Origin of the sequence: Sphingopyxis sp. Geo25 (assembly GCF_949769135.1) — a bacterium.
Classification (GTDB): Bacteria; Pseudomonadota; Alphaproteobacteria; order Sphingomonadales; family Sphingomonadaceae; genus Sphingopyxis.
Genome location: NZ_CATKOZ010000003.1, coordinates 283,655 through 302,452, shown reverse-complemented (window position 1 = coordinate 302,452; position 18,798 = coordinate 283,655). Strand labels below are relative to the sequence as shown.

The following is an 18,798-nucleotide window of genomic DNA, read 5'->3' as shown; positions in this document are numbered from 1 at the left end:
CGCCATCGCTGGCCCCGATGCTTTCGCGCCTCTTCCCCGACCGTTTCGTCCCCGTCCTGCTCGCGACAATCCTGCTCGCCAGCCTGCTGCCGGTGCGCGGCGCCGCGGTGCCGGTGGCGCAGGGGCTGTCGACCGCCGCGATCGTCTTTCTCTTCTTCCTGAACGGCGTCCGCCTGCCGCGCGACGAAGTGCTCCACGGCATCCGGAACTGGAAGCTGCAGGGCAGCGCGCTCGGCTTCTGTTTCGGCGTCATGGCGCTGCTCGGCCTCGCCGCGCAGGCGGCTACCGCGCCCGTCCTGCCCGCCACCCTCGCATTGGGATTCCTCTTCCTCGGCATCCTGCCCTCGACCGTCCAGTCGGCGACTGCCGCGAGCAGCCTTGCCGGCGGCAATGTCGCCGCCAGCGTCGTCGCCGCCGCGCTGCTCAACCTCACCGGCGTCGCCGCCTCGCCGCTGCTTTTCGCCGCGCTTGCAGGCGCCGAGGGTGCGATTCACGGCGAAGCCGTGCTGCGCATCGTCGCGATCCTGCTGCTGCCCTTCATCGCCGGCCAGCTCGTCCAGCGCTGGCTGCGTCCGTGGGTGCTCGCGAACCGCGGCCTCGCGACCTTCATGGACCGCACCGCGATCGCCATCGCCGTCTACGTCGCCTTCTCGGCCGCGGTCGTCGCGGGCATCTGGGGCCTGCTCGACGGGCGCGAGATCGGCATCGTGTTCGCGGCCGTCGCCGCGCTGCTCGGGCTCTCGTTTGGCGGCGCCTGGGCGCTCGGCGGGCTGCTGAAGCTCGCCCGTGCCGACCGCATCACCCTGCTTTTCTCCGGCGCGCAAAAGAGCATCGCGGTCGGCGCGCCGCTCGCCGCGACGCTCTTCCCGCCCGCGACCGCCGGCATGGTGCTGGTCCCGATCCTCGTCTATCATATGGCGCAGCTGATCCTCTCGGCGTGGATCGCGCCCGTGCTCGCGCGGCGCCAAGAGGTGTAGTGCTTGAATAACACAGGACTGCATGCCATATAGTTTGGCGGTATAGGGGTTGGAAGGAACAGGAATGAGCGAAGAGACCGCGACGGCCACCGCACCCGAAACACTGACGCTGACGCCGCCCGAACCCGTCCCCGCCGTCGCGCCCGAAAAGGCCGCGGGCCTTGTCCCGCTGTCGGGCGAACAGAAATCGAAGCTCGAGGAGCGCGTCGACGGCTTCATCGACGACCTCGTCGCGCAGGACGAGAATTCGCCCGAATTCGGCAAGCGCGTCGACCAGATCACCAACATGGGCCGCAAGGAAATGCTGGAGGCGGCGGGCCACAGCAACCGGTTCCTCGACCGCCCGATCCGCGCGATGGACCGCGACACCGACATCGGCCAGAGCCTCATCGAACTCCGTACCACGGTCGAACGGCTCGACCCCTCGGCGAACGGCAAGCTGCTCAGCAAGCGCGGCTTCCTCGACAAGATCTTCGGCAGCAAGATCAACAATTATTTCGCGCAGTACCGCAGCGCGCAGACACATATCGGCGGCATCCTGACCGCCTTGTCGAACGGCAAGGACGAGCTCTTGATGGACAATGCCGCGATCGACGTCGAGCGCCGCAAGATGTGGGAATCGATGGGCAAGCTCGAACAGATGATCCACATCGCCAAGACGCTCGACGAGCGGCTGGAGGCGAAGGCGACCGAGCTCGACGGCAGCGATCCCGCCAAGGCGAAAATCATCCGCGAAAATGCGCTTTTCTACGCGCGCCAGCGCACCCAGGATCTGCTCACGCAGATGGCGGTGACGGTGCAGGGCTATCTCGCGCTCGACCTCGTCAAGAAGAACAATGTCGAGCTGGTGAAGGGGGTCGACCGCGCCTCGACGACCACCGTCGGCGCCTTGAAGACCGCGATCACCGTCGCGCAGGCGATGACGAACCAGAAACTCGTCCTCGAACAGATCACCGCGCTCAACACCACGACCGCGAACATCATCGACGGCACGTCGAAGATGCTGAAGGACAACACGGCGCGCATCCACGAGCAGGCGGCATCGAGCACCATCCCGATGGAAACGCTGCAGCGCGCGTTCCAGAATATCTACGACACGATGGACGCGATCGACACCTTCAAGCTCAAGGCGCTCGACACGATGAAGACGACCGTGACCACACTCGAAGGCGAGGTCGCCAAGTCGAAAGGCTATATCGCGCGCGCCGAGGGTGCATCGCAAGCGCAGGCGAGCGTCGGCGGCGAGGGCAGTCCGCTCGCCGCGATCGAGGGCTGACGATGTCGATGAGCGAAGTCGATCAGGTCCGGCTCTCGGCCGCCTCGGCGATCGAACGGTCGCGCGAGCGGCGCCGTCCGATCGGCACCAAAAGCGTCGCGCTGCGCCGCCAGCATCTCTACAGGAAGCTCGGCCGCGTCCTCGTCGCGGGCGGCATCGTGCTGATCGGCGCGGCGCTGTTCGGCGCGCTGATCCAGCCTTTGGGCTTTACCGGCCTGCTCGCGCTGTTCGTGCTGCTGATCGGCGTCGCGGTGCTGTTCGGCAAATGGCCGCCCTTTCCCGAGCCGCACCAGCAGGACTTGCCCAAGGCCGACCTCAAACAGCTCGCCGGCCGCACCGAGATCTGGCTCGAGGCGCAGCGCCCCGCACTCCCCGCGCCGGCGCGCCAGCTCGTCGACGGCATCGGCGTCCAGCTCGACCTGCTCGCGCCGCAGCTCCAGACGCTCGACGCGTCGAGCCCGGCGGCGGCGAACATCCGCAAGCTCGTCGGCGAAGACCTGCCCGAACTCGTCGCGGGCTATCAGCGCATTCCCGCGGGCCTCCGCAAGGAAGCCCATGCCGGGCGCACCCCCGACGAAACGCTCGTCGGCGGGCTCACGATGCTCGAACGCGAAATCGGCGACGCCGCGCGCAGCCTCGCCGCGGGCGAACTCGACAAGCTCGCGACGCGCGAACGCTATCTCCAACTCAAATATCAGGGAATCGAGGGCGAGGAACCGCTCCAGGACAACCGGTCCTAGCGCCGCTTGCCAAGCGCGAAGCCCGACGCCACAAGACCCTGATGTTCGATCAGCTGCTCGCGTCCGAAAATGTCTTCTTCAGTTCGGCCTTGCTGCTGATGCTGTTGATCGGCACGGTACAGGCGACGGGGCTGTTCGGCGACATCGACGGGATGGATATCGATGCCGACGGCGATGCGGGCGTCGCCGACGCGCTGCTCGCCTGGGCCGGGATCGGGCGCGTCCCCTTCCTGATGTGGCTCGTCCTCTTCCTCGCGCTGTTCGGCGCGATCGGGCTCGGGCTCCAGCAACTCATGACCGGCCTCACCGGCGGGCCGGGTTCGAACCTGCTGATGGTGCCGCTGACCGCCGTCGCCGCGCTGCCGCCGACCGGCGTCGCCGCGCGGCTCGTCGGAAGGATTTTTCCCGGCCTCGAAACCACCGCGATCGACCGCGACGAACTGATCGGCCTCTATGCCGAAATCAGCATCGGCATCGCGCGCGAGGGCCATCCGGCGCGCGCGACGGTGACCGACCATCACGGGCAAATCCACCAAATCATGGTCGAACCCGACAGTCCCGGCCAGTCGTTCCAGACCGGGGAAAAACTATTGCTGGTCAAACGCGAAGGCGAATTGTTCAAGGGTTACTCCAAGGGCGATTTTTATTTACCCCGGCTCGACTAACCCTAATATTCGCGCATGACCTTCCAACTCTGGAAGCGCGAATCGGGGGTTAAAACAGTCCATGATTGAAATTGGCATTTACGCGGGGATCGGCCTTGCCGTCCTCCTGATCCTGGGACTCATCATCACGCGGCTCTATCGCCGCGCCACCAAGGAAATCGCGTTCGTCCGCACCGGTTTTCGCGGCGAGCGCGTCGTGATGAACGGCGGCGCGCTGGTGCTGCCCGTGCTGCACGAGACGATGCCGGTGAACATGAATACCGTGCGCCTCGCGGTCGAACGCAAGAACACCGACGCGCTGATCACGCTCGACCGGCTGCGTATCGACGTGAAGGCCGAATTCTACGTCCGCGTCCGCCCCGACGGCAGCGCGATCGCGATGGCTGCGCAGACGCTCGGCCTGCGCACCATGCAGCCCGAGGCGCTGAAGGATCTGGTCGAGGGCAAGTTCGTCGACGCGCTGCGCTCGGTCGCCGCGGGCATGACGATGAACCAGCTCCACGAACAGCGCGCCGACTTCGTGCAAAAGGTGCAGCAGGTCAGCTCGAACGACCTCGCGATGAACGGGCTCGAGCTTGAATCGGTGTCGCTGACCGGGCTGGACCAGACTTCGATCGAGCATTTCAACGCGAACAACGCCTTCGACGCCGAGGGTTTGACCAAGCTGACCGAGCAGATCGAGATGCGCAAGAAGACGCGCAACGACATCGAACAGGACACGCGCGTCCAGATGGAGACGAAGAATCTGGAGGCCGAGCAGAAGTCGCTCGCGATCCAGCGCGAGGAAGAATTCGCCAAGCTCAGCCAGTCGCGCGAGATCGAGGTGCGCCGCGCCGAGCAGGCCGCCGAGATCGCGCGCGAACAGGCGCAGCGCAATCAGGAGGCCGAAAACGCCCGCATCGCGGCGAAGCAACTGATCGACGCCAAGCAGATCGAGGCCGACCGCGCGATCGAGGAGGCGCGGATCGCGCAGGAGCAGGCGATCGAACTCGCGCGGCAGGAACAGCAGATCCTGATCCAGAACAAGAGCCGCGAGGAAAGCCAGGCGCGTGCCGAAGCCGACAATGCGCGCGCGCTGGCGGTCGCCGCCGAGGAGCAGGTCGCGACAGCGCGCGAGACGGAGGTCGCCGAGCGCTCGAAGCGCATCGAACTGATCGAGGCCGCAAAGGAAGCCGAACGGCAGGCAATCTCGGTCAAGGTGCAGGCCGAGGCCGAAAAGGAAGCCGCAGCGAACCGCGCCTCGGCGCTCCGCCTCGAAGCCGAGGGCGAGGCCGAGGCCGAGAAATTGCGCGCCGAGGCTGCGCGCGTGCGCTTCGAGGTCGAGGCCGCGGGCCAGCGCGCGATCAACGAGGCGGCTAACATCCTCTCCTCAAGCCAGATCTCGCTCCAGACAAAGATGGCGCTGCTGAAGGTGCTGCCCGAGGTCGTGCGCGAGGCAGCGAAGCCGATGGAGGCGATCGATTCGATCAAGATCGTCCAGGTCGACGGCATCAGCCAGTCGGCGGGCGGCGGCGCGGCCGGCGAAGGCGGCAGCGGGAACCTCGCCAGCAACGCGGTGTCGGCAGCGCTCGCCTACCGCGCGCAGGCGCCGGTGATCGACAGTCTGATGAAGGAACTCGGCTTCGACGGCGGCTCGCTCGACGCGCTGGTCAAGGGCGCGGCGGCCACACCCGCCGAGCTGCCCGCCGCCGAAGCCCCCGAAAAGCCGAGCCGTCGCCGCGCGGCACCGCCGCCGCCGGTCGAGGACGACGACGAAGAGACCTGATCGCCCGTCCCATTCGCCGTCAAAGCCGCCGCAGCCGCTGCGTCCCCGCAAACCACAGCGCGAGGACCAGCAGCAGCGGCGGCGCAAGGCCCCAGTGCGCGGGCCCCGCGAGCGGCGCGAGCAGGTCCGACGACGACAGCAGCCACAGCGCCGCGAGCAACGCGCCGATCGCCAGCGCCTCGAAACCGAAACTCTTCCAGAAGCGGCGCTCGGCGCGCGCCAGCGCCGCCTCGGCGTCGATCCGGTGCTCGACGCGGACCAGAAACGCGCGGTCGCCCGGCCGCTCGGGTGGTGCCAGCACCGCGCCCAGCATCGCGTCGAAAGCCTCGTCGGGCTGCGTCATGATGCACCTCCTTCGCCGATCATCTTCTGCGCCTTCGCGCGCCCGCGCAAGACCAGCGATTTGAGCGTACCGAGCGGCACCCCCATGATCTCGGCCGCCTCGCCGTGCGAGCAGCCATGGCCGAAGCACAGGGTGAGCGCGGCGCGTTCCTGCGGCGACAAGCCGGCGAGCAGGCGTTCGGCGTCGATCGCGGCGTCGCTTGCCGGCCGCGGATCGCTCGACGTCGGGACATCTTCGCCGGCCGCCAGCCCCTCGCGCCGCCGCGCCGTGCGACGCTGGTCGAGGAACAGCCGCCAGCCGATCCCCATGACCCACGCGCCATAGCTGCCCTGCCCCCGATAATCGCGCGCGCGGGTCCAGGCGCGCACCAACGCCTCCTGCGCCAGGTCGTCGGCATCGCTCCCCGCGACGCGCGACAGGAAGCTCCGCAATCGCCCCTCGTGCCGCAGCACGAGGAGCTGGAAAGCGGCGCGATCTCCCCCGGCAACGCGCTGGTTGAGCGCCCAATCGGCATCCGCGGCAACTTCACCGTCACGCAGCGCCGCGCTCCTCGGCGGCGGCCGCGCGCGCGAGGCGGCGGCGATAGAGCAGCGCGGCGCCGACGAAGGCGGGGAACAGCGCGGCGCCGGCCGACAGGCGGATCAGCTGCTCATGCCCCTGGATCAGCCCGAAGCCCGCCATCGCGAGCCCGATCGCCAGCAGCACCAGCCCGTTGCGGTCGTCGCCGGGCGCGTCGCCCGACTTGCCGAACCCGATGCCAAGCTGCTCGTAGGGCTTGTTGAGCTTGTCGATCATCGGCAGCGCCGCGTCGGACTTTGCCTCGAGCGCGCGGCGGATCGAACGGTGCAGCATCCACGCATGGAGCAGCCGCGCGAGCAGGAAAAAGCCGATCACGAACAGCGCGACCATCGTGATATTCTCGATCAGGTTGAAGAAGCTGTCGCTTACCGCAACCAGCTCGGTGGTCGGCGGCGGCGGCGGCATGAACGAGGCGATGTCGCGCGGATCGATATAGGCGGCGACGTCGGCGGCGCTGATCACCTCGCCCGGCGCGACCGGCACGGTAACGCTTGCGGCGGGCACCGGCGCGGCGGGAACCGCGGCGGCCGTGGCGGCGGCGGCGGCAAGCAAATAGCTCATTCTCTTTCTCCTTCACGCCCGGGGCGTGTGAAACCACAGGCGGCGGCTCCCGGCAAGGCGGGACGGCTGCGCCGGGGAACGCAAGCCGAGCCCGCGCGGAGCCGCCGCCAGGACCGGCATCGCGCCGATCATCGACTGGACGGCGTCGCGGCGCCAATCGGATGCAGGCCGGGCGATATTTTTTTGGGCCACGGCTATTCGGGCCGAATTTTGGTTGCGGGGGCAGGAGGTGATCGTTCCAGTACAAGCGTGCGCGCCGCCACCTGGTCTCTCCAATGTCCGAAATGGCGTAGATTCCCAATATTCGTCACCCCGGACTTGATCCGGGGTCCACGACTTCAACGCCGCGCTGGATCCCGGATCAAGTCCGGGATGACGAGGAGGGGATGTCTAAATTGGGGTGGGAAGCGGATGTCGCCGATCCTCCCCGGCACGGGGAGGGGGACCATGCGAAGCATGGTGGAGGGGTACGTGCAGTCTGGCGCGGCCTATGATCTCCTGTGCCCCTCCACCACCCTGCGGGTGGTCCCCCTCCCCCGGTGGGGGAGGATCGTCTAGGACCACCTTCGGTCGCTTCCCGCCATCCGATCCAGATCGGCGCCAAGGGGAGCCGATGCCCGAACCCCGTCGCGCCACCCCGCAATCGACAAGACCGCCCCAACGCGGCGTTTCGGCGCACTCCGCGCGATCCGCGTCTCAGCTCGAAAGCGCGGCCTCGCGGCCCGGCGCTTCGCCGGGCGGGTCGTCGAAGCAGCGCTGGATGACGACGCAGTCGCGCCCGCTGCGCTTGGCGTCGTACAGCGCTTCGTCGGCGAGCCGGTAGAGCTGCTGGAAATCGCTTGCGGGCCGCACTTCGGCGACGCCGACGCTCGCGGTCACACTCCCCTCGCCGATCACGACGCTATGGTCGCAGGCGGCGATGCCGCGCCGCACGCTTTCGGCAAAGCGCGCCAGCACCATCCCTTCCATGCCCACGGTCAGCAGGCCGAACTCCTCGCCGCCGAGCCGCGCGACCGAGCACATCGGCCCTTCCCAGCGCTCGATTCGGCGCGCGACCTCGCACAGCACGGCGTCGCCCGCGTCGTGGCCATGGACGTCGTTGATCGATTTGAAACGGTCGATGTCGACAACCAGCAGCGCGGCGGCCAGATCATCGGCGTGCGCGCGGTCGAGCAGCGGGGTCACGCTCTCGACGAAGCCGCGGCGGTTGAGCAGCCCGGTCAGCGGATCGCGGCGCGCGAGCTGCTGCGCAAAGGCCTCCGCCGCGCGCGCGCGGTCGCGCTCGATCCGCAGCTGCGCGAGTCGCCGCGTCGCCGACGCCGACAGCCACAGCGCCTGCCAGGTCGCGGCGAGCAGGACTATGACCTTCGACCCGCCGCCCCACAGGCTGTCGTCGACATCGACGATATGGATGAAGGCAAGCACCGCCATCGGCAGGCACCAGGCGGCCAGAAAATCGCGCGCCTCGACCGACCCGCGCCGCCAGGCGATACCGAGGCAGGCGGCGACCGCGGCGAGATCGGCGAGGATGACCAGCCCGAGCAGATCGCCCCACCACGCCAGATTTTCGCTGCGGATCAGCGCCAGCGGCACGCCGACGACGCCGACGAACCCGCCGAGCGCGAGCGCCGCCAGACGCAGGCGCCGCGCCACGAGCCGCGCGTCGATGGCGAGCACGGCGCTGGCGGTGGCGATAGCGATCGCGAGGCAGGCGAGGAAGGTTCCGATCTTGGCCGACGCGGTGCCGGCGAGCCCCGGCAGCAGGCCGAGATGCGCCTGCGACCAGACCGCGCCCCACAGCAGCATCGTCGCCGACCAGCCGGCCTGCCACGCGAGATAGGAGCGGCGGACCGCGACCGCGAGCGACAGGCTGTAGATGCCGCTGACAAGCAGCAGGGTCAGCGCCGCGCCGATCGCGATCGCCATGCCGGTCGACTGGACGATCGCGTCCCCCTTCGGGATCAGGCGCGCGCGGAGCAGGTCGACGCTCGCCAGCCGGTCGAAGCGCATTGTCACCGCGGTCAGCGGTACCGTCCGCTCGGGCGCCTCGAACAATATCTGGCCGCCCGCGCGCCAGTGCGAGCCATAGTCGCCCTGCCGCACCTGCTGCCAGCGGGTCTGCCCGTCGGCATAGGTGAAGGCGACCGCGAGCCGGTCGAAGCGCGACTGGTGGATCATCAAGGCGGCATCGCCGCGCCAGCGCTGCCCGCGCTCCGGCGCGGCGCGCAGCCAGAGGCTCGCCTTATGGTATCCGGCGGGCGAGCCGGCGCAGGAAAAGGCCAGCGAGCGAAGACCGGCATCGGGCAGGGCGAGCGGGCTTTGCGCATGGCAAAGCGGGGCACCCACTTTGAGCGTTTCGGCGCGCGACGGCGCCGCCGACAGGGCGCAGACGAGCATCGCCAGCCCCAGCACAAGGCGGCCGCGCAGCATCGTCCACAGATTGCCCCCCGCAGTCATGTGCCTCCTATTGCATGAAAATCTTCGAAAATCTTTACCGGCGTCAGCCGCCCGGCCGCCCGATGCGCAGGCGGACCGCGATCCGGTCGCCGCGACCGATCGCTTCGGCGCGCTGCACTGCGACCTTGACCGGCACCAGATAGCCGCCGTCACGCGGGAACAGCGAGGTGGTGAATTCGGTCGACCCGACCCGCGCGACCACCGGCACGACCCCCCAGCCATAGCTTTCGGTGAGCGCGGCATAGCGGATGTCGGCGACATGCGCGTCGGGCACGACCGCGAACAGATAGGGCGCGGGGCCGCGCCATTCGATCACCTCGGCCTCGAACGCAATCTCGTCGTCCATCTGTCAGTTCCGTGGCGCCTGCCGCCGATAGCTCAGCGCCTCGGCGATGTGGATGCGGCCGATGCTTTCCGTTCCCGCCAGGTCGGCGATCGTCCGCGCCACGCGCAGGATGCGCGTGTAGCCGCGCGCCGACAAGCGCATCGCTTCGGCCGCCTGCGCGAGCAATTGCCGGCCGGGCTCGTCGGGAGTCGCGACCGCTTCGAGCAGCTCTCCGTCGATCTCGGCATTGGTCCGCGCCTTGTGATCGGCGTAGCGCGCGGTCTGGATATCGCGCGCCGCGGCGACGCGCGCCGCGACCTCGGCGCTGCCCTCGGCGGGGGGCGGCAGGACGAGGTCGGTGGCGCGCACCGCCTCGACCTCGACATGCAGGTCGATGCGGTCGAGCAACGGCCCCGACAGCTTCGCCTGATAGTCGGCGGCGCAGCGCGGCGCGCGGCTGCACGCGAGCGCGGGGTCGCCGAGGTGGCCGCAGCGGCACGGGTTCATCGCCGCGACGAGCTGCACGCGCGCCGGGAAGGTCACATGCGCATTGGCGCGCGCGACGCTGACCTCGCCTGTTTCGAGCGGCTGGCGCAGGCTGTCGAGGACGCCGCGCTGGAATTCGGGCAGCTCGTCGAGGAACAGCACGCCAAGATGCGCGAGGCTGACCTCGCCCGGGCGGACGCGCAGCCCGCCGCCGACGAGCGCGGGCATCGACGCCGAATGGTGCGGCGCGCGGAACGGCCGCGCGCGCACGAGCCGCCCACCCTCGAGGCTGCCCGCGACCGACGCGATCATCGACACTTCGAGCGCTTCGGCGGGGGTCAGCTCGGGCAATATGCCCGGCATGCACGCCGCCATCAGCGACTTGCCCGATCCGGGCGGGCCGCTGAACAGCAGATTATGCGCGCCCGCTGCCGCGATCTCGAGCGCGCGCTTCGCCGTCTCTTGCCCCTTGACCTGGGCAAGGTCCGCGGCGCGCATCGGTGCCTCGACCTCGCCGGGCACCGGCGGCGACAGGATCGCCTGCCCCTTGAAATGCGCGAGCAGCGACAGGAGGTCGGGCGCCCCCAGCACCTCGACATGCCCGGCCCACGCCGCCTCGGGGCCCTGCGCGGCGGGGCAGATCAGCCCGCGCTCGACGCTGCCCGCGTGAATCGCCGCGAGCAGCACGCCGGGCGACGCCGCCACCCGCCCGTCGAGCCCGAGCTCGCCGACGACGACATAGCCCGCCAGCGTCTCGGCATCGATCACCCCCATCGCGCCCAATAGCGCGAGCGCGATCGGCAGGTCGTAGTGCGAGCCTTCCTTCGGCAGGTCGGCGGGCGACAGGTTCACCGTGATCACCTTCGGCGGCAGCGACAGGCCGATCGCGGCGATCGCCGCGCGCACGCGCTCGCGGCTCTCGCCGACCGCCTTGTCGGGCAGGCCGACGACGACGAAGCGCGGCATGCCGGGCGTGATCTGGCACTGCACCTCGACCCCGCGCGCATCGATGCCCAGGTAGGCGACGGTTGAAACGATTGCGACCATGATCCCCCTTTGTTCCCGTGCCTTCTTAGGCCAAGTCGCGGGAAGGTCGAGTCAATTTATCGCCGCCTTGGCGCAATTGGCCGATCAGAGTTTGACAACATACCAACTGGTCGGTATGGCAATTCGCATGACCACGACTCGAACCGCCGCCGCCAGCAAGACCCGCGCCCCGCGCGGCAGCGCGCGCGCCGCGCTGATCGCTGCCGCGCACGCGACGGTGCGGCGGCAGGGCTATGCCGCGACGAGTGTCGACGAGATTTGCGCGGTCGCGGGCGTCACCAAGGGCGCCTTCTTCCATCACTTCGAATCGAAGGAAGCGCTGGGCGTCGCCGCGGCCGAGGGCTGGACCGAGCGCGCGCGGCCGATGTTCGAACTCGCACCGCACAACCGCTTGGGCGATCCGCTCGACCGCCTGCTCGGCCATATCGATTTCCGCCTGGCGATGCTCGACGGTCCCACCGAAGACTATACCTGCTTCGTCGGCACGATGGTGCAGGAGGCCTATGCGACGAGCGACCGCATCCGCGCCGCATGCGAGGCGAGCATCAATGCCTATTGCGAGGCGCTTGCCCCCGACATCCAGGCGGCGATCGATCTCTATGGCGTTCCTGACGACGTCACCGCGATCGGTCTCGCCCAGCATGTCCAGTCGGTTCTGCAGGGCGCCTTCGTCCTGGCGAAAACCACGAACGACCCGGCGATTGCGCGCGGGACCGTCACCCATCTGAAGCGTTACGTCCGGATGCTGTTCGGGCGAGATTGAGGAGAGAGCATGTGTCCGATACCCCCAGAATGATCTTCGTGAATCTGCCCGTCGCCGATCTGGCAAGGTCGAAGGCCTTTTACGAGGCGCTCGGCTTCACCAACGAGCCGCGCTTCAGCGACGACACCGCCGCCGCAATGGTCTGGTCGGACACGATCTTCGTGATGATCCTGACCCACGACAAGTGGAAGAGCTTCACCGACCGGCCGATCGCGCCGGCGGGGTCGAGCGAGGTGTCGCTCGCGCTCGCGCTCGGCAGCCGCGAAGCGGTCGATGCGATGGCAGAGGCGGCCGCAGCCGCCGGCGGCACGGCCGACATCAACCCGGTACAGGACCATGGCTTCATGTACGGCCGCGATGTCCTCGACCCCGATGGCCATGTCTGGGGCCCCTTCTGGATGGACCCCGCCGTCGCGAACGGCGAAGCGCCCGTCCCCGAAGTCGCCGCCTGACGGGAGCGGGTACATGAGCTTCCAGGCCTATCTCGACAATGTGGAGGCGAAGACCGGCAAATCGGCCGAAGATCTGAAAGCCATCGCCACCGAAAAAGGGCTAGCCGATACAAACGGCCTCGCCCCCGGCGTCAAGGCGACCGCGGTCACCGACTGGCTGAAGCAGGATTTCGACCTCGGCCATGGCCACGCGATGTCGATCGTCGCCTATATCAAAGGGAAGAGGAACTAGCCATGCCGGTGAACCCCGACAGCAGCCTTGAAGTCACCGCGTTCGACTGGGTGCCCGACTTCGCGCGCGGCTTCGTCCGCGACCTCCGCCCGCGCTGGGCGTGCGAGGAAATCGGGCTCGACTATGCCGAACATCTGATCAGCGCGGTCAACCGCTCCGCCGACCATTTCCTGTTCCAGCCGTGGGGGCAGGTGCCCGTGCTTAACGACGGCGGCATCCGTCTGTTCGAAAGCGGCGCGATCCTGCTCCATCTTGCGGAGAAGGACGCGCGGCTGATGCCCCGCGATCCCCAGGCGCGCGCCAACACCCTCGCCTGGCTGTTCGCCGCCTATAACAGCGTTGAGCCGATGCTGTTCGAACTCGGCAATGTCGACCTGTTCGCGAAGGACGAGGAGTGGGCGAAGCTTCGTAGGCCGAGCCTGATCGAATTCATCCAGGGCCGGCTCGGCCGGCTCGATGACGCGATCGGCGACAAGCCCTATCTCGTCGGCGAATTCACCGTCGCCGACATCGCGATGGCGACCGTGCTGCGCGAGGCGGTCGAGGCCGGGCTGGTCGCCGAACAGCCGCGCGTCGCAGCCTATCTCGATCGCTGCCTCGCGCGCCCCGCCTTCCAGCGCGCGCTCGCCGCGCAGCTCGACGCCTTCAGCGAAGAAGCGGGTCCACCCGCCGCCTGAAAACTCCCACCCCCCTAAGGAGAGACAAGATGACCTATGTAGAAGGATTTGTGCTCGCGGTGCCGACTGCCAACAAGGAAGCCTATCGCAAGCACGCCGCCGACGCCGCGCCGCTGTTCAAGGAATTCGGCGTCGCGCGCATGGTCGAATGCTGGGGCGACGACGTCCCCGACGGCAAGCTCAACGACTTCAAGAGCGCCGTGCAGGCCAAACCCGACGAGACCGTCGTCTTCAGCTGGTTCGAATATCCCGACAAGGCGACGCGCGACGCCGCGACGACAAAGATGATGAACGATCCGCGCATGGCGGCGATGGGCGGCGAGATGCCGTTCGACGGCAAGCGGATGATCATCGGCGGCTTTGAATCGATCGTCGACGACCGCGGCGCCAATGAAACGATGGGGGGCGCCACCGGCTATGCCGACGGCTACCTGGTCCCCGTCCCCGACGGCAACAGGGAAGCCTATCGCGCGATGGCCGACAAGGCGTCGGCGGTGTTCCGCGACTACGGCGCGACGCGCGTCGTCGAGGCGTGGGGCGACGATGTGTCCGACGGCAAGGTCACCGACTTTAATCGCGCCGCGCACAAGCAGGAGGGCGAAACCGTCGTCTTCAGCTGGGTCGAGTGGCCCGACAAGGAAACGCGCACCCAGGGATGGGAAAAGATGATGAAGGACGAGCGGATGCAGCATGATCCGAACAACCAGACCTTCGACGGCAAGCGCATGATCTACGGCGGCTTTGAGCCGATCGTGATGGCCTGAAGCAAATCCTCCCTGTCGCGTAGCGATGGGGAGGTGGCAGCCCGCAGGGCCGACGGAGGGGCTTTGGCGCAAGCCTCGCAAGCCCCTCCACCATCCGCTCCGCGGATTGCTGGGTCGTCCAGCCCCCCGGACTGGACTTGGATTGCCGGGGCAATCCAACCCCGCACCCCCCTCCCACGGCTTTGCCGCAGGGAGGATCAAGAAGATGCCGCATTTGGAAAGAGGGCACCCGATCATGACGCAAGCATCGAACTTCATCTGGTACGAACTGATGACCCCCGACCCGGCGGGCGCGGCGCGCTTCTATGGCGCGGTCGTCGGCTGGACGATCGCGCCCGAGCGTGACCCCGCGGCGGGCGATATGGACTATCGCATGATCGACCGCAGCGACGGCGGCAACGCGGGCGGCGTGCTTGCGCTGAATGCCGACATGATCGCGGGCGGCGGGCGGCCCTTGTGGATCGGCTATCTGCATGTCGCCGACGTCGATACTGCGGTCGATGCGATCAAGGCCGACGGCGGCAGCGTGCAGATGTCGCCGTCGGACATTCCGGTCGGCCGCATCGCAATGGTCACCGATCCGCAGGGCGCGCCCTTCTATGTCATGGCCCCCAAGCCTCCCGAGGGCATGGAAGGCATGGAGAGCGACGTCTTTTCGGTCACCGAGGCGCAACACATCCGCTGGAACGAGCTCGCGACCAGCGATCCCGAAAGCGCGATCGACTTCTACACCCGCCACTTCGCCTGGGGCCAGGAAGGCGCGATGGATATGGGCGAGATGGGCGCGTACCGCTTCATCCAGCGCGGCGACGTCGGGATCGGCGCGGTGATGCCGCTGATGCCCGGCATGCCCGCATCGATGTGGAGCTTTTACATCGGCGTCGACGATATCGACCGCGCGCAAGCGGCAGTGACCGCGAACGGCGGCACCGTCACCAACGGGCCGATGGAAATCCCCGGCGGCGAATATGCGATGAACGGCATCGACCCGCAGGGCGCCGCCTTCGGCCTTGTCGGTCCGCGCAAATAGAGGAGAGCAGCAATGGCAAATCCTAATCAGGGCCCGACCACCGGCCTGACCCCGCATATCGCGATCCCCGACAAGCGGGGCAGCGAGGCGATCGACTTCTATAAGAAGGCGTTCGGCGCGACCGAGAATATGCGCATGCCCGCCGAGGACGGCGTGCGGCTGATGCACGCGCATCTGACGGTCAACGGCGCATCGCTGATGATGCACGACGATTTTCCCGAATATAGCGGCCATGCGATGAGCCCGCCGACGGGGGTGACGCTGCATCTCCACGTCGACGACACCGACAGCTGGTACCGGCGCGCGATGGACGCGGGCGCGTCGTCGACGCTCGAACCGCACGATGCCTTCTGGGGCGACCGCTACGCGCAGGTGAAGGATCCGTTCGGCCATCTCTGGTCGATCGGCGGGCCGATCAAAGGAGAGAAATGATGTCGAACAAAGCAACGCTGTGCCTCTGGTACGACAAGGATGCCGAGGAAGCCGCGAACTTCTATGCCGCGACCTTTCCCGACAGCGCGGTCGGCGGCATCCACCGCGCCCCCGGCGACAACCCCAGCGGCAAGGAAGGCGATGTGCTGACCGTCGACTTCACCGTGCTCGGCTATCCATGCATCGGCCTCAACGGCGGCTCGACCTTCAAGCATAGCGAGGCCTTTTCCTTCCAGGTCCACACCGACACGCAGGAAGAAACCGACCGGCTGTGGAACGCGATCGTCGGCAACTGCGGACAGGAAAGCATGTGCGGCTGGTGCAAGGACAAATGGGGCATTTCGTGGCAGATCACCCCGCGTGTGCTGACCGACGTGATGACGAGCGGCGATCAGGCCGCCGCCAAGCGCGCGTTCGAGGCGATGATGACGATGAAGAAGATCGACGTCGCCGCGATCGAAGCCGCGATCCGGGGCGAAGCGGTTGGCGCGGCGTAGCCCGCTCCTCTTCGCCTGGCTGCTCTGCGGCACGCTCGACATCGCCTACGCGGCGGTGTGGAGCGTGCTCGCGGGGAGCAATCCCGGCCAGATGCTCCGCGGCGTCGCCAAGGGCCCCTTCGGCGACGGCGCGAGCGACTGGGGCTTAGGCGGCGCGCTCGCGGGACTTGCGACGCATTTTGCCATCATGTTCGCGATGGTCGCCTTCTGGTTCTTCTCGGCGCGCCGCATGCCCGCGCTGCGCCAGCCGTGGTGGCTGACCGGAACTCTTTATGGGTTCGGCCTTTATCTGGTGATGAACGCTATCGTTCTGCCGCTCCGGTTCGGCGCACCTTTCCCGCCGCCCGACCTCGTCAAGGGCGCGGTCGCGATCTTCCCGCATATCTTCTTCATCGGTCTGCCGCTCGCATGGCTGACCCGCAAGGACGCCCGCTGATGCTGATTTTCTATGGCCACCCCTTCTCCTCCTACAGCTGGAAGGCGCAGATCGCGCTTTATGAAAAGGGCATCGATTTCGAATATCGCAACGTCGATCCCGAATTTCCCGCGCATGGGCCGGAACTGCGCGCGCATTGGCCGATCGGAAAATTTCCGCTGATCGTCCACGACGGCCAGCCCTGGTTCGAGGCGTCGATCATCATCGAATATCTCGACCAGCTCGTCCCCGAGCCGCGGCTGATCCCCAAGGATTTCGACGCCGCGCTGAAGGTCCGGCTGTCCGACCGCATCTTCGACAATCATGTGATGGGCCAGATGCAGGAGGTCGTGAACGATGCGATCCGCGGCCCCGAAGGTCATGTCCAGTCGATCGTCGATGGCGCGAAGGCCAAGCTCGACACCATCTACGCCTGGCTCGACAAGGAGCTCGCGGGCGGCGGCTGGGCGACCCCCTATGGCTTCACCCTCGCCGATTGCGCGGCGGCGCCGTCGCTCTTCTATGCCGACTGGGTCCACCAGATTCCCGAGACGTACGAGAATCTGCGCGCCTATCGCGCCCGCCTGCTCGCGCATCCATCGGTCGCGCGCGCGGTCGATGGCGCCCGTCCCTATCGCCATTATTTCCCGCTCGGCGCCCCCGACCGCGACTGACCTTTCCCCTTAGGAGACCATGATGACCGAACCCCGCGAATTGTCCGTCGACATCTATATCGACGCCGCACCCGAAAAAGTGTGGGATGTGATGACGAACCGGATCACCGAATGGTGGTGCCCGAAGCCGTGGACGACCGAGATCATCGAGCAGGACTGGCGCTCCGGCGGGCGCTCCGCGATGACGATGCACGGCCCAAACGGCGAAGCGCATCCGAGCGACGGCATCTTCCTTGAGGTCGTCCCCGGTGTCCGCTTCGTGTCGACCGACGCGGTGATGATCGGACCCGACGGGCGAATGGCGCCCGCGACGCCCTTCATGATCGGCGGCTGGGAGATCGCGCCCGAAGGCAGCGGCACGCGCTATACAGCTTGGGCGCGTCACTGGACCGACGAGGCGCAGAAACAGCATGAGGAGATGGGATTCACCTCCGGCTGGGGCGCGGTCGCCGAGCAATTGAAGGCGCTCTGCGAGGCGGAATAACCATCACCTCCCGTTCGCATCGAGCGAAGCCGAGAGGCCTATCGGAATGGCGCCATGCTGCCCGGTGTCTCGACTCGCTCGACACGAGCGGAATCTGGAGGACGCCATCCGTCCCGCAATGCGGTTAACACCGCGCTGACTCTGTTGCTTTGCCATTTGGAAGCCGCGCGCGCGCGAAAGCAGCGCCATGGTTTCACCGGCCGCTCTCTGCCGCACCCTGATCGTCGCCGCGCTGGCGGCGATCCTCGCCTTCGCCCCCGCGCAGGCGCAGCAGATCGTCGTCACGACGACGGTGACCTGGACTTATGAGGCCGCCGATACCGGCTTCGACGACGACACTATCGACGAACAGGCCGCGCCCTTCGACGACGAAGCGATCGCCGACGATGCCGATACCGACACCGAGATTGGCGCCACGCGCCGCTACGCCCCTTCGGGCACGCTCGCGACGCTCGGCCACGCCAGGGCGAAGTTCGGCCCGTTCGCGGTGGTCGACGATGCCACCGTCCGCATGGCGGGCGATGTCACCTCGGCGACGCCGCGCCAGTTCGCCGCGATGCTCGCGGCCTATCCGAACCTCAAGCGCCTCGAAATGATCGACTGCCCCGGCAGCCTCGACGAGGAAGCGAATCTGATCCTCGCGCGCGCCGTCCGCCGCGCGGGGCTGGAAACCGTCGTTCCCAGTGGCGGCTCGGTCCGCTCGGGCGCGGTCGAACTCTGGCTCGCCGGCGCCACCCGCCGCGCCGCCCCCGACGCCGAATTCGGCGTCCACAGCTGGGCCGACGACACCGGCCGCGAGGCGAACGACTATCCCGCGAACGATCCCGTCCACGCCGAATATCTGAGCTATTACCGCGAAATGGGCATGGACGATGCCAAGGCGCGCGCCTTCTATGCGCTTACCAACAGCACCCCGTTCGACGATGTCCGCTATCTGACGCGCGACGACATGGCGCGCTTCGTCACGCTGAACTGAGTTATCGCACCGCTACGCACGGGAAGGCTGTCGGCCGAAAGCGGACATTTGCGGCCGATCTGGCTTCGATGACCGGTTTCGACCGAAAGCCGCCATTTGCGGCTGATCTGGTTTCGAAGACCGGTTTCGACCGGTTGCGGACCTATCCTGCATCGTCACCCTGAACTTGTTTCAGGGTCCA

General features: G+C 67.6%; 23 protein-coding genes. 17 read left to right on the top strand and 6 right to left on the bottom strand.

The annotated features are described in order from the left end of the window. The first annotated feature begins 17 nt into the window (after positions 1–17). The 5 genes from QOL68_RS12045 (at position 18) to QOL68_RS12025 (ending at position 5,423) form a co-directional block, all read left to right on the top strand. On the top strand, positions 18–977 hold the full coding sequence (locus QOL68_RS12045; RefSeq protein ID WP_282949296.1) for a bile acid:sodium symporter family protein: 960 nt from the start codon (positions 18–20) through the stop codon (positions 975–977). A gap of 64 nt (positions 978–1,041) precedes the next feature. After that, positions 1,042–2,253, top strand: a complete 1,212-nt coding sequence (locus QOL68_RS12040; protein ID WP_058457419.1) for a toxic anion resistance protein — start codon at positions 1,042–1,044, stop codon at positions 2,251–2,253. Between the two features lie 2 nt (positions 2,254–2,255). Beyond that, the gene (locus tag QOL68_RS12035; RefSeq protein WP_283404309.1) at positions 2,256–2,993 is read left to right on the top strand and encodes a hypothetical protein; all 738 of its coding nucleotides are present in this window, start codon (positions 2,256–2,258) and stop codon (positions 2,991–2,993) included. A gap of 41 nt (positions 2,994–3,034) precedes the next feature. Then, positions 3,035–3,658 carry a YqiJ family protein gene (locus tag QOL68_RS12030; protein ID WP_058457417.1) on the top strand — a complete coding sequence of 208 codons (624 nt, stop codon included), beginning with the start codon at positions 3,035–3,037 and terminating at the stop codon, positions 3,656–3,658. 61 nt (positions 3,659–3,719) lie between these two features. Beyond that, positions 3,720–5,423, top strand: a complete 1,704-nt coding sequence (locus QOL68_RS12025) for a flotillin family protein (RefSeq protein ID WP_058457416.1) — start codon at positions 3,720–3,722, stop codon at positions 5,421–5,423. A gap of 19 nt (positions 5,424–5,442) precedes the next feature. On the opposite strand, the gene QOL68_RS12020 is transcribed toward QOL68_RS12025, so the two are convergent. The 6 genes from QOL68_RS12020 to QOL68_RS11995 form a co-directional block, all read right to left on the bottom strand. Further along, positions 5,443–5,766 carry a hypothetical protein gene (locus tag QOL68_RS12020; RefSeq protein WP_282949298.1) on the bottom strand — a complete coding sequence of 108 codons (324 nt, stop codon included), beginning with the start codon at positions 5,764–5,766 and terminating at the stop codon, positions 5,443–5,445. Then, entirely contained in the window at positions 5,763–6,305 is a 543-nt protein-coding gene (locus QOL68_RS12015; RefSeq protein WP_282949519.1) for an RNA polymerase sigma factor, read from the bottom strand. Before QOL68_RS12015 ends, QOL68_RS12020 begins: the two co-directional genes overlap by 4 nt. Then, positions 6,298–6,906, bottom strand: coding sequence for a hypothetical protein (locus tag QOL68_RS12010; protein WP_282949299.1), 609 nt, complete (start codon positions 6,904–6,906; stop codon positions 6,298–6,300). The genes QOL68_RS12015 and QOL68_RS12010 overlap by 8 nt, the downstream gene beginning before the upstream one ends. A gap of 696 nt (positions 6,907–7,602) precedes the next feature. Next, positions 7,603–9,363, bottom strand: a complete 1,761-nt coding sequence (locus QOL68_RS12005) for a GGDEF domain-containing protein (protein WP_282949300.1) — start codon at positions 9,361–9,363, stop codon at positions 7,603–7,605. Between the two features lie 43 nt (positions 9,364–9,406). After that, on the bottom strand, positions 9,407–9,709 hold the full coding sequence (locus QOL68_RS12000) for a DUF1905 domain-containing protein (protein WP_204992085.1): 303 nt from the start codon (positions 9,707–9,709) through the stop codon (positions 9,407–9,409). 3 nt (positions 9,710–9,712) lie between these two features. Then, the gene (locus QOL68_RS11995) at positions 9,713–11,221 is read right to left on the bottom strand and encodes a YifB family Mg chelatase-like AAA ATPase (RefSeq protein ID WP_282949301.1); all 1,509 of its coding nucleotides are present in this window, start codon (positions 11,219–11,221) and stop codon (positions 9,713–9,715) included. 127 nt (positions 11,222–11,348) lie between these two features. Here QOL68_RS11995 and QOL68_RS11990 point away from each other — a divergent pair, with 127 nt between their 5' ends. The 12 genes from QOL68_RS11990 (at position 11,349) to QOL68_RS11930 (ending at position 18,617) form a co-directional block, all read left to right on the top strand. Then, entirely contained in the window at positions 11,349–11,984 is a 636-nt protein-coding gene (locus QOL68_RS11990; protein WP_282949302.1) for a TetR/AcrR family transcriptional regulator, read from the top strand. Positions 11,985–12,013: 29 nt separating this feature from the next. Further along, entirely contained in the window at positions 12,014–12,436 is a 423-nt protein-coding gene (locus tag QOL68_RS11985; protein ID WP_282949520.1) for a VOC family protein, read from the top strand. A 13-nt stretch (positions 12,437–12,449) separates the two neighbouring features. Continuing rightward, positions 12,450–12,668 carry a DUF4287 domain-containing protein gene (locus tag QOL68_RS11980; RefSeq protein WP_282949303.1) on the top strand — a complete coding sequence of 73 codons (219 nt, stop codon included), beginning with the start codon at positions 12,450–12,452 and terminating at the stop codon, positions 12,666–12,668. A 2-nt stretch (positions 12,669–12,670) separates the two neighbouring features. Next, complete coding sequence (locus QOL68_RS11975) at positions 12,671–13,345, top strand: glutathione S-transferase family protein (RefSeq protein WP_282949304.1); 675 nt, start codon at positions 12,671–12,673, stop codon at positions 13,343–13,345. A gap of 29 nt (positions 13,346–13,374) precedes the next feature. Continuing rightward, on the top strand, positions 13,375–14,109 hold the full coding sequence (locus QOL68_RS18970; RefSeq protein WP_502957393.1) for a DUF1428 domain-containing protein: 735 nt from the start codon (positions 13,375–13,377) through the stop codon (positions 14,107–14,109). A 235-nt stretch (positions 14,110–14,344) separates the two neighbouring features. Next, positions 14,345–15,139 carry a VOC family protein gene (locus QOL68_RS11960; RefSeq protein WP_282949305.1) on the top strand — a complete coding sequence of 265 codons (795 nt, stop codon included), beginning with the start codon at positions 14,345–14,347 and terminating at the stop codon, positions 15,137–15,139. A gap of 12 nt (positions 15,140–15,151) precedes the next feature. Further along, the gene (locus tag QOL68_RS11955; RefSeq protein WP_282949306.1) at positions 15,152–15,571 is read left to right on the top strand and encodes a VOC family protein; all 420 of its coding nucleotides are present in this window, start codon (positions 15,152–15,154) and stop codon (positions 15,569–15,571) included. After that, on the top strand, positions 15,568–16,068 hold the full coding sequence (locus QOL68_RS11950) for a VOC family protein (protein ID WP_502957392.1): 501 nt from the start codon (positions 15,568–15,570) through the stop codon (positions 16,066–16,068). The genes QOL68_RS11955 and QOL68_RS11950 overlap by 4 nt, the downstream gene beginning before the upstream one ends. Beyond that, positions 16,055–16,504: a hypothetical protein gene (locus QOL68_RS11945; RefSeq protein ID WP_282949308.1), complete on the top strand. Its 450-nt coding sequence runs from the start codon at positions 16,055–16,057 to the stop codon at positions 16,502–16,504. The genes QOL68_RS11950 and QOL68_RS11945 overlap by 14 nt, the downstream gene beginning before the upstream one ends. After that, complete coding sequence (locus tag QOL68_RS11940) at positions 16,504–17,157, top strand: glutathione S-transferase family protein (RefSeq protein ID WP_282949309.1); 654 nt, start codon at positions 16,504–16,506, stop codon at positions 17,155–17,157. Before QOL68_RS11945 ends, QOL68_RS11940 begins: the two co-directional genes overlap by 1 nt. A 19-nt stretch (positions 17,158–17,176) precedes the next feature. Beyond that, entirely contained in the window at positions 17,177–17,641 is a 465-nt protein-coding gene (locus QOL68_RS11935; RefSeq protein ID WP_502957391.1) for an SRPBCC domain-containing protein, read from the top strand. A gap of 187 nt (positions 17,642–17,828) precedes the next feature. Then, positions 17,829–18,617, top strand: coding sequence for a COG3904 family protein (locus tag QOL68_RS11930; RefSeq protein ID WP_282949311.1), 789 nt, complete (start codon positions 17,829–17,831; stop codon positions 18,615–18,617). Positions 18,618–18,798 lie beyond the last annotated feature (181 nt).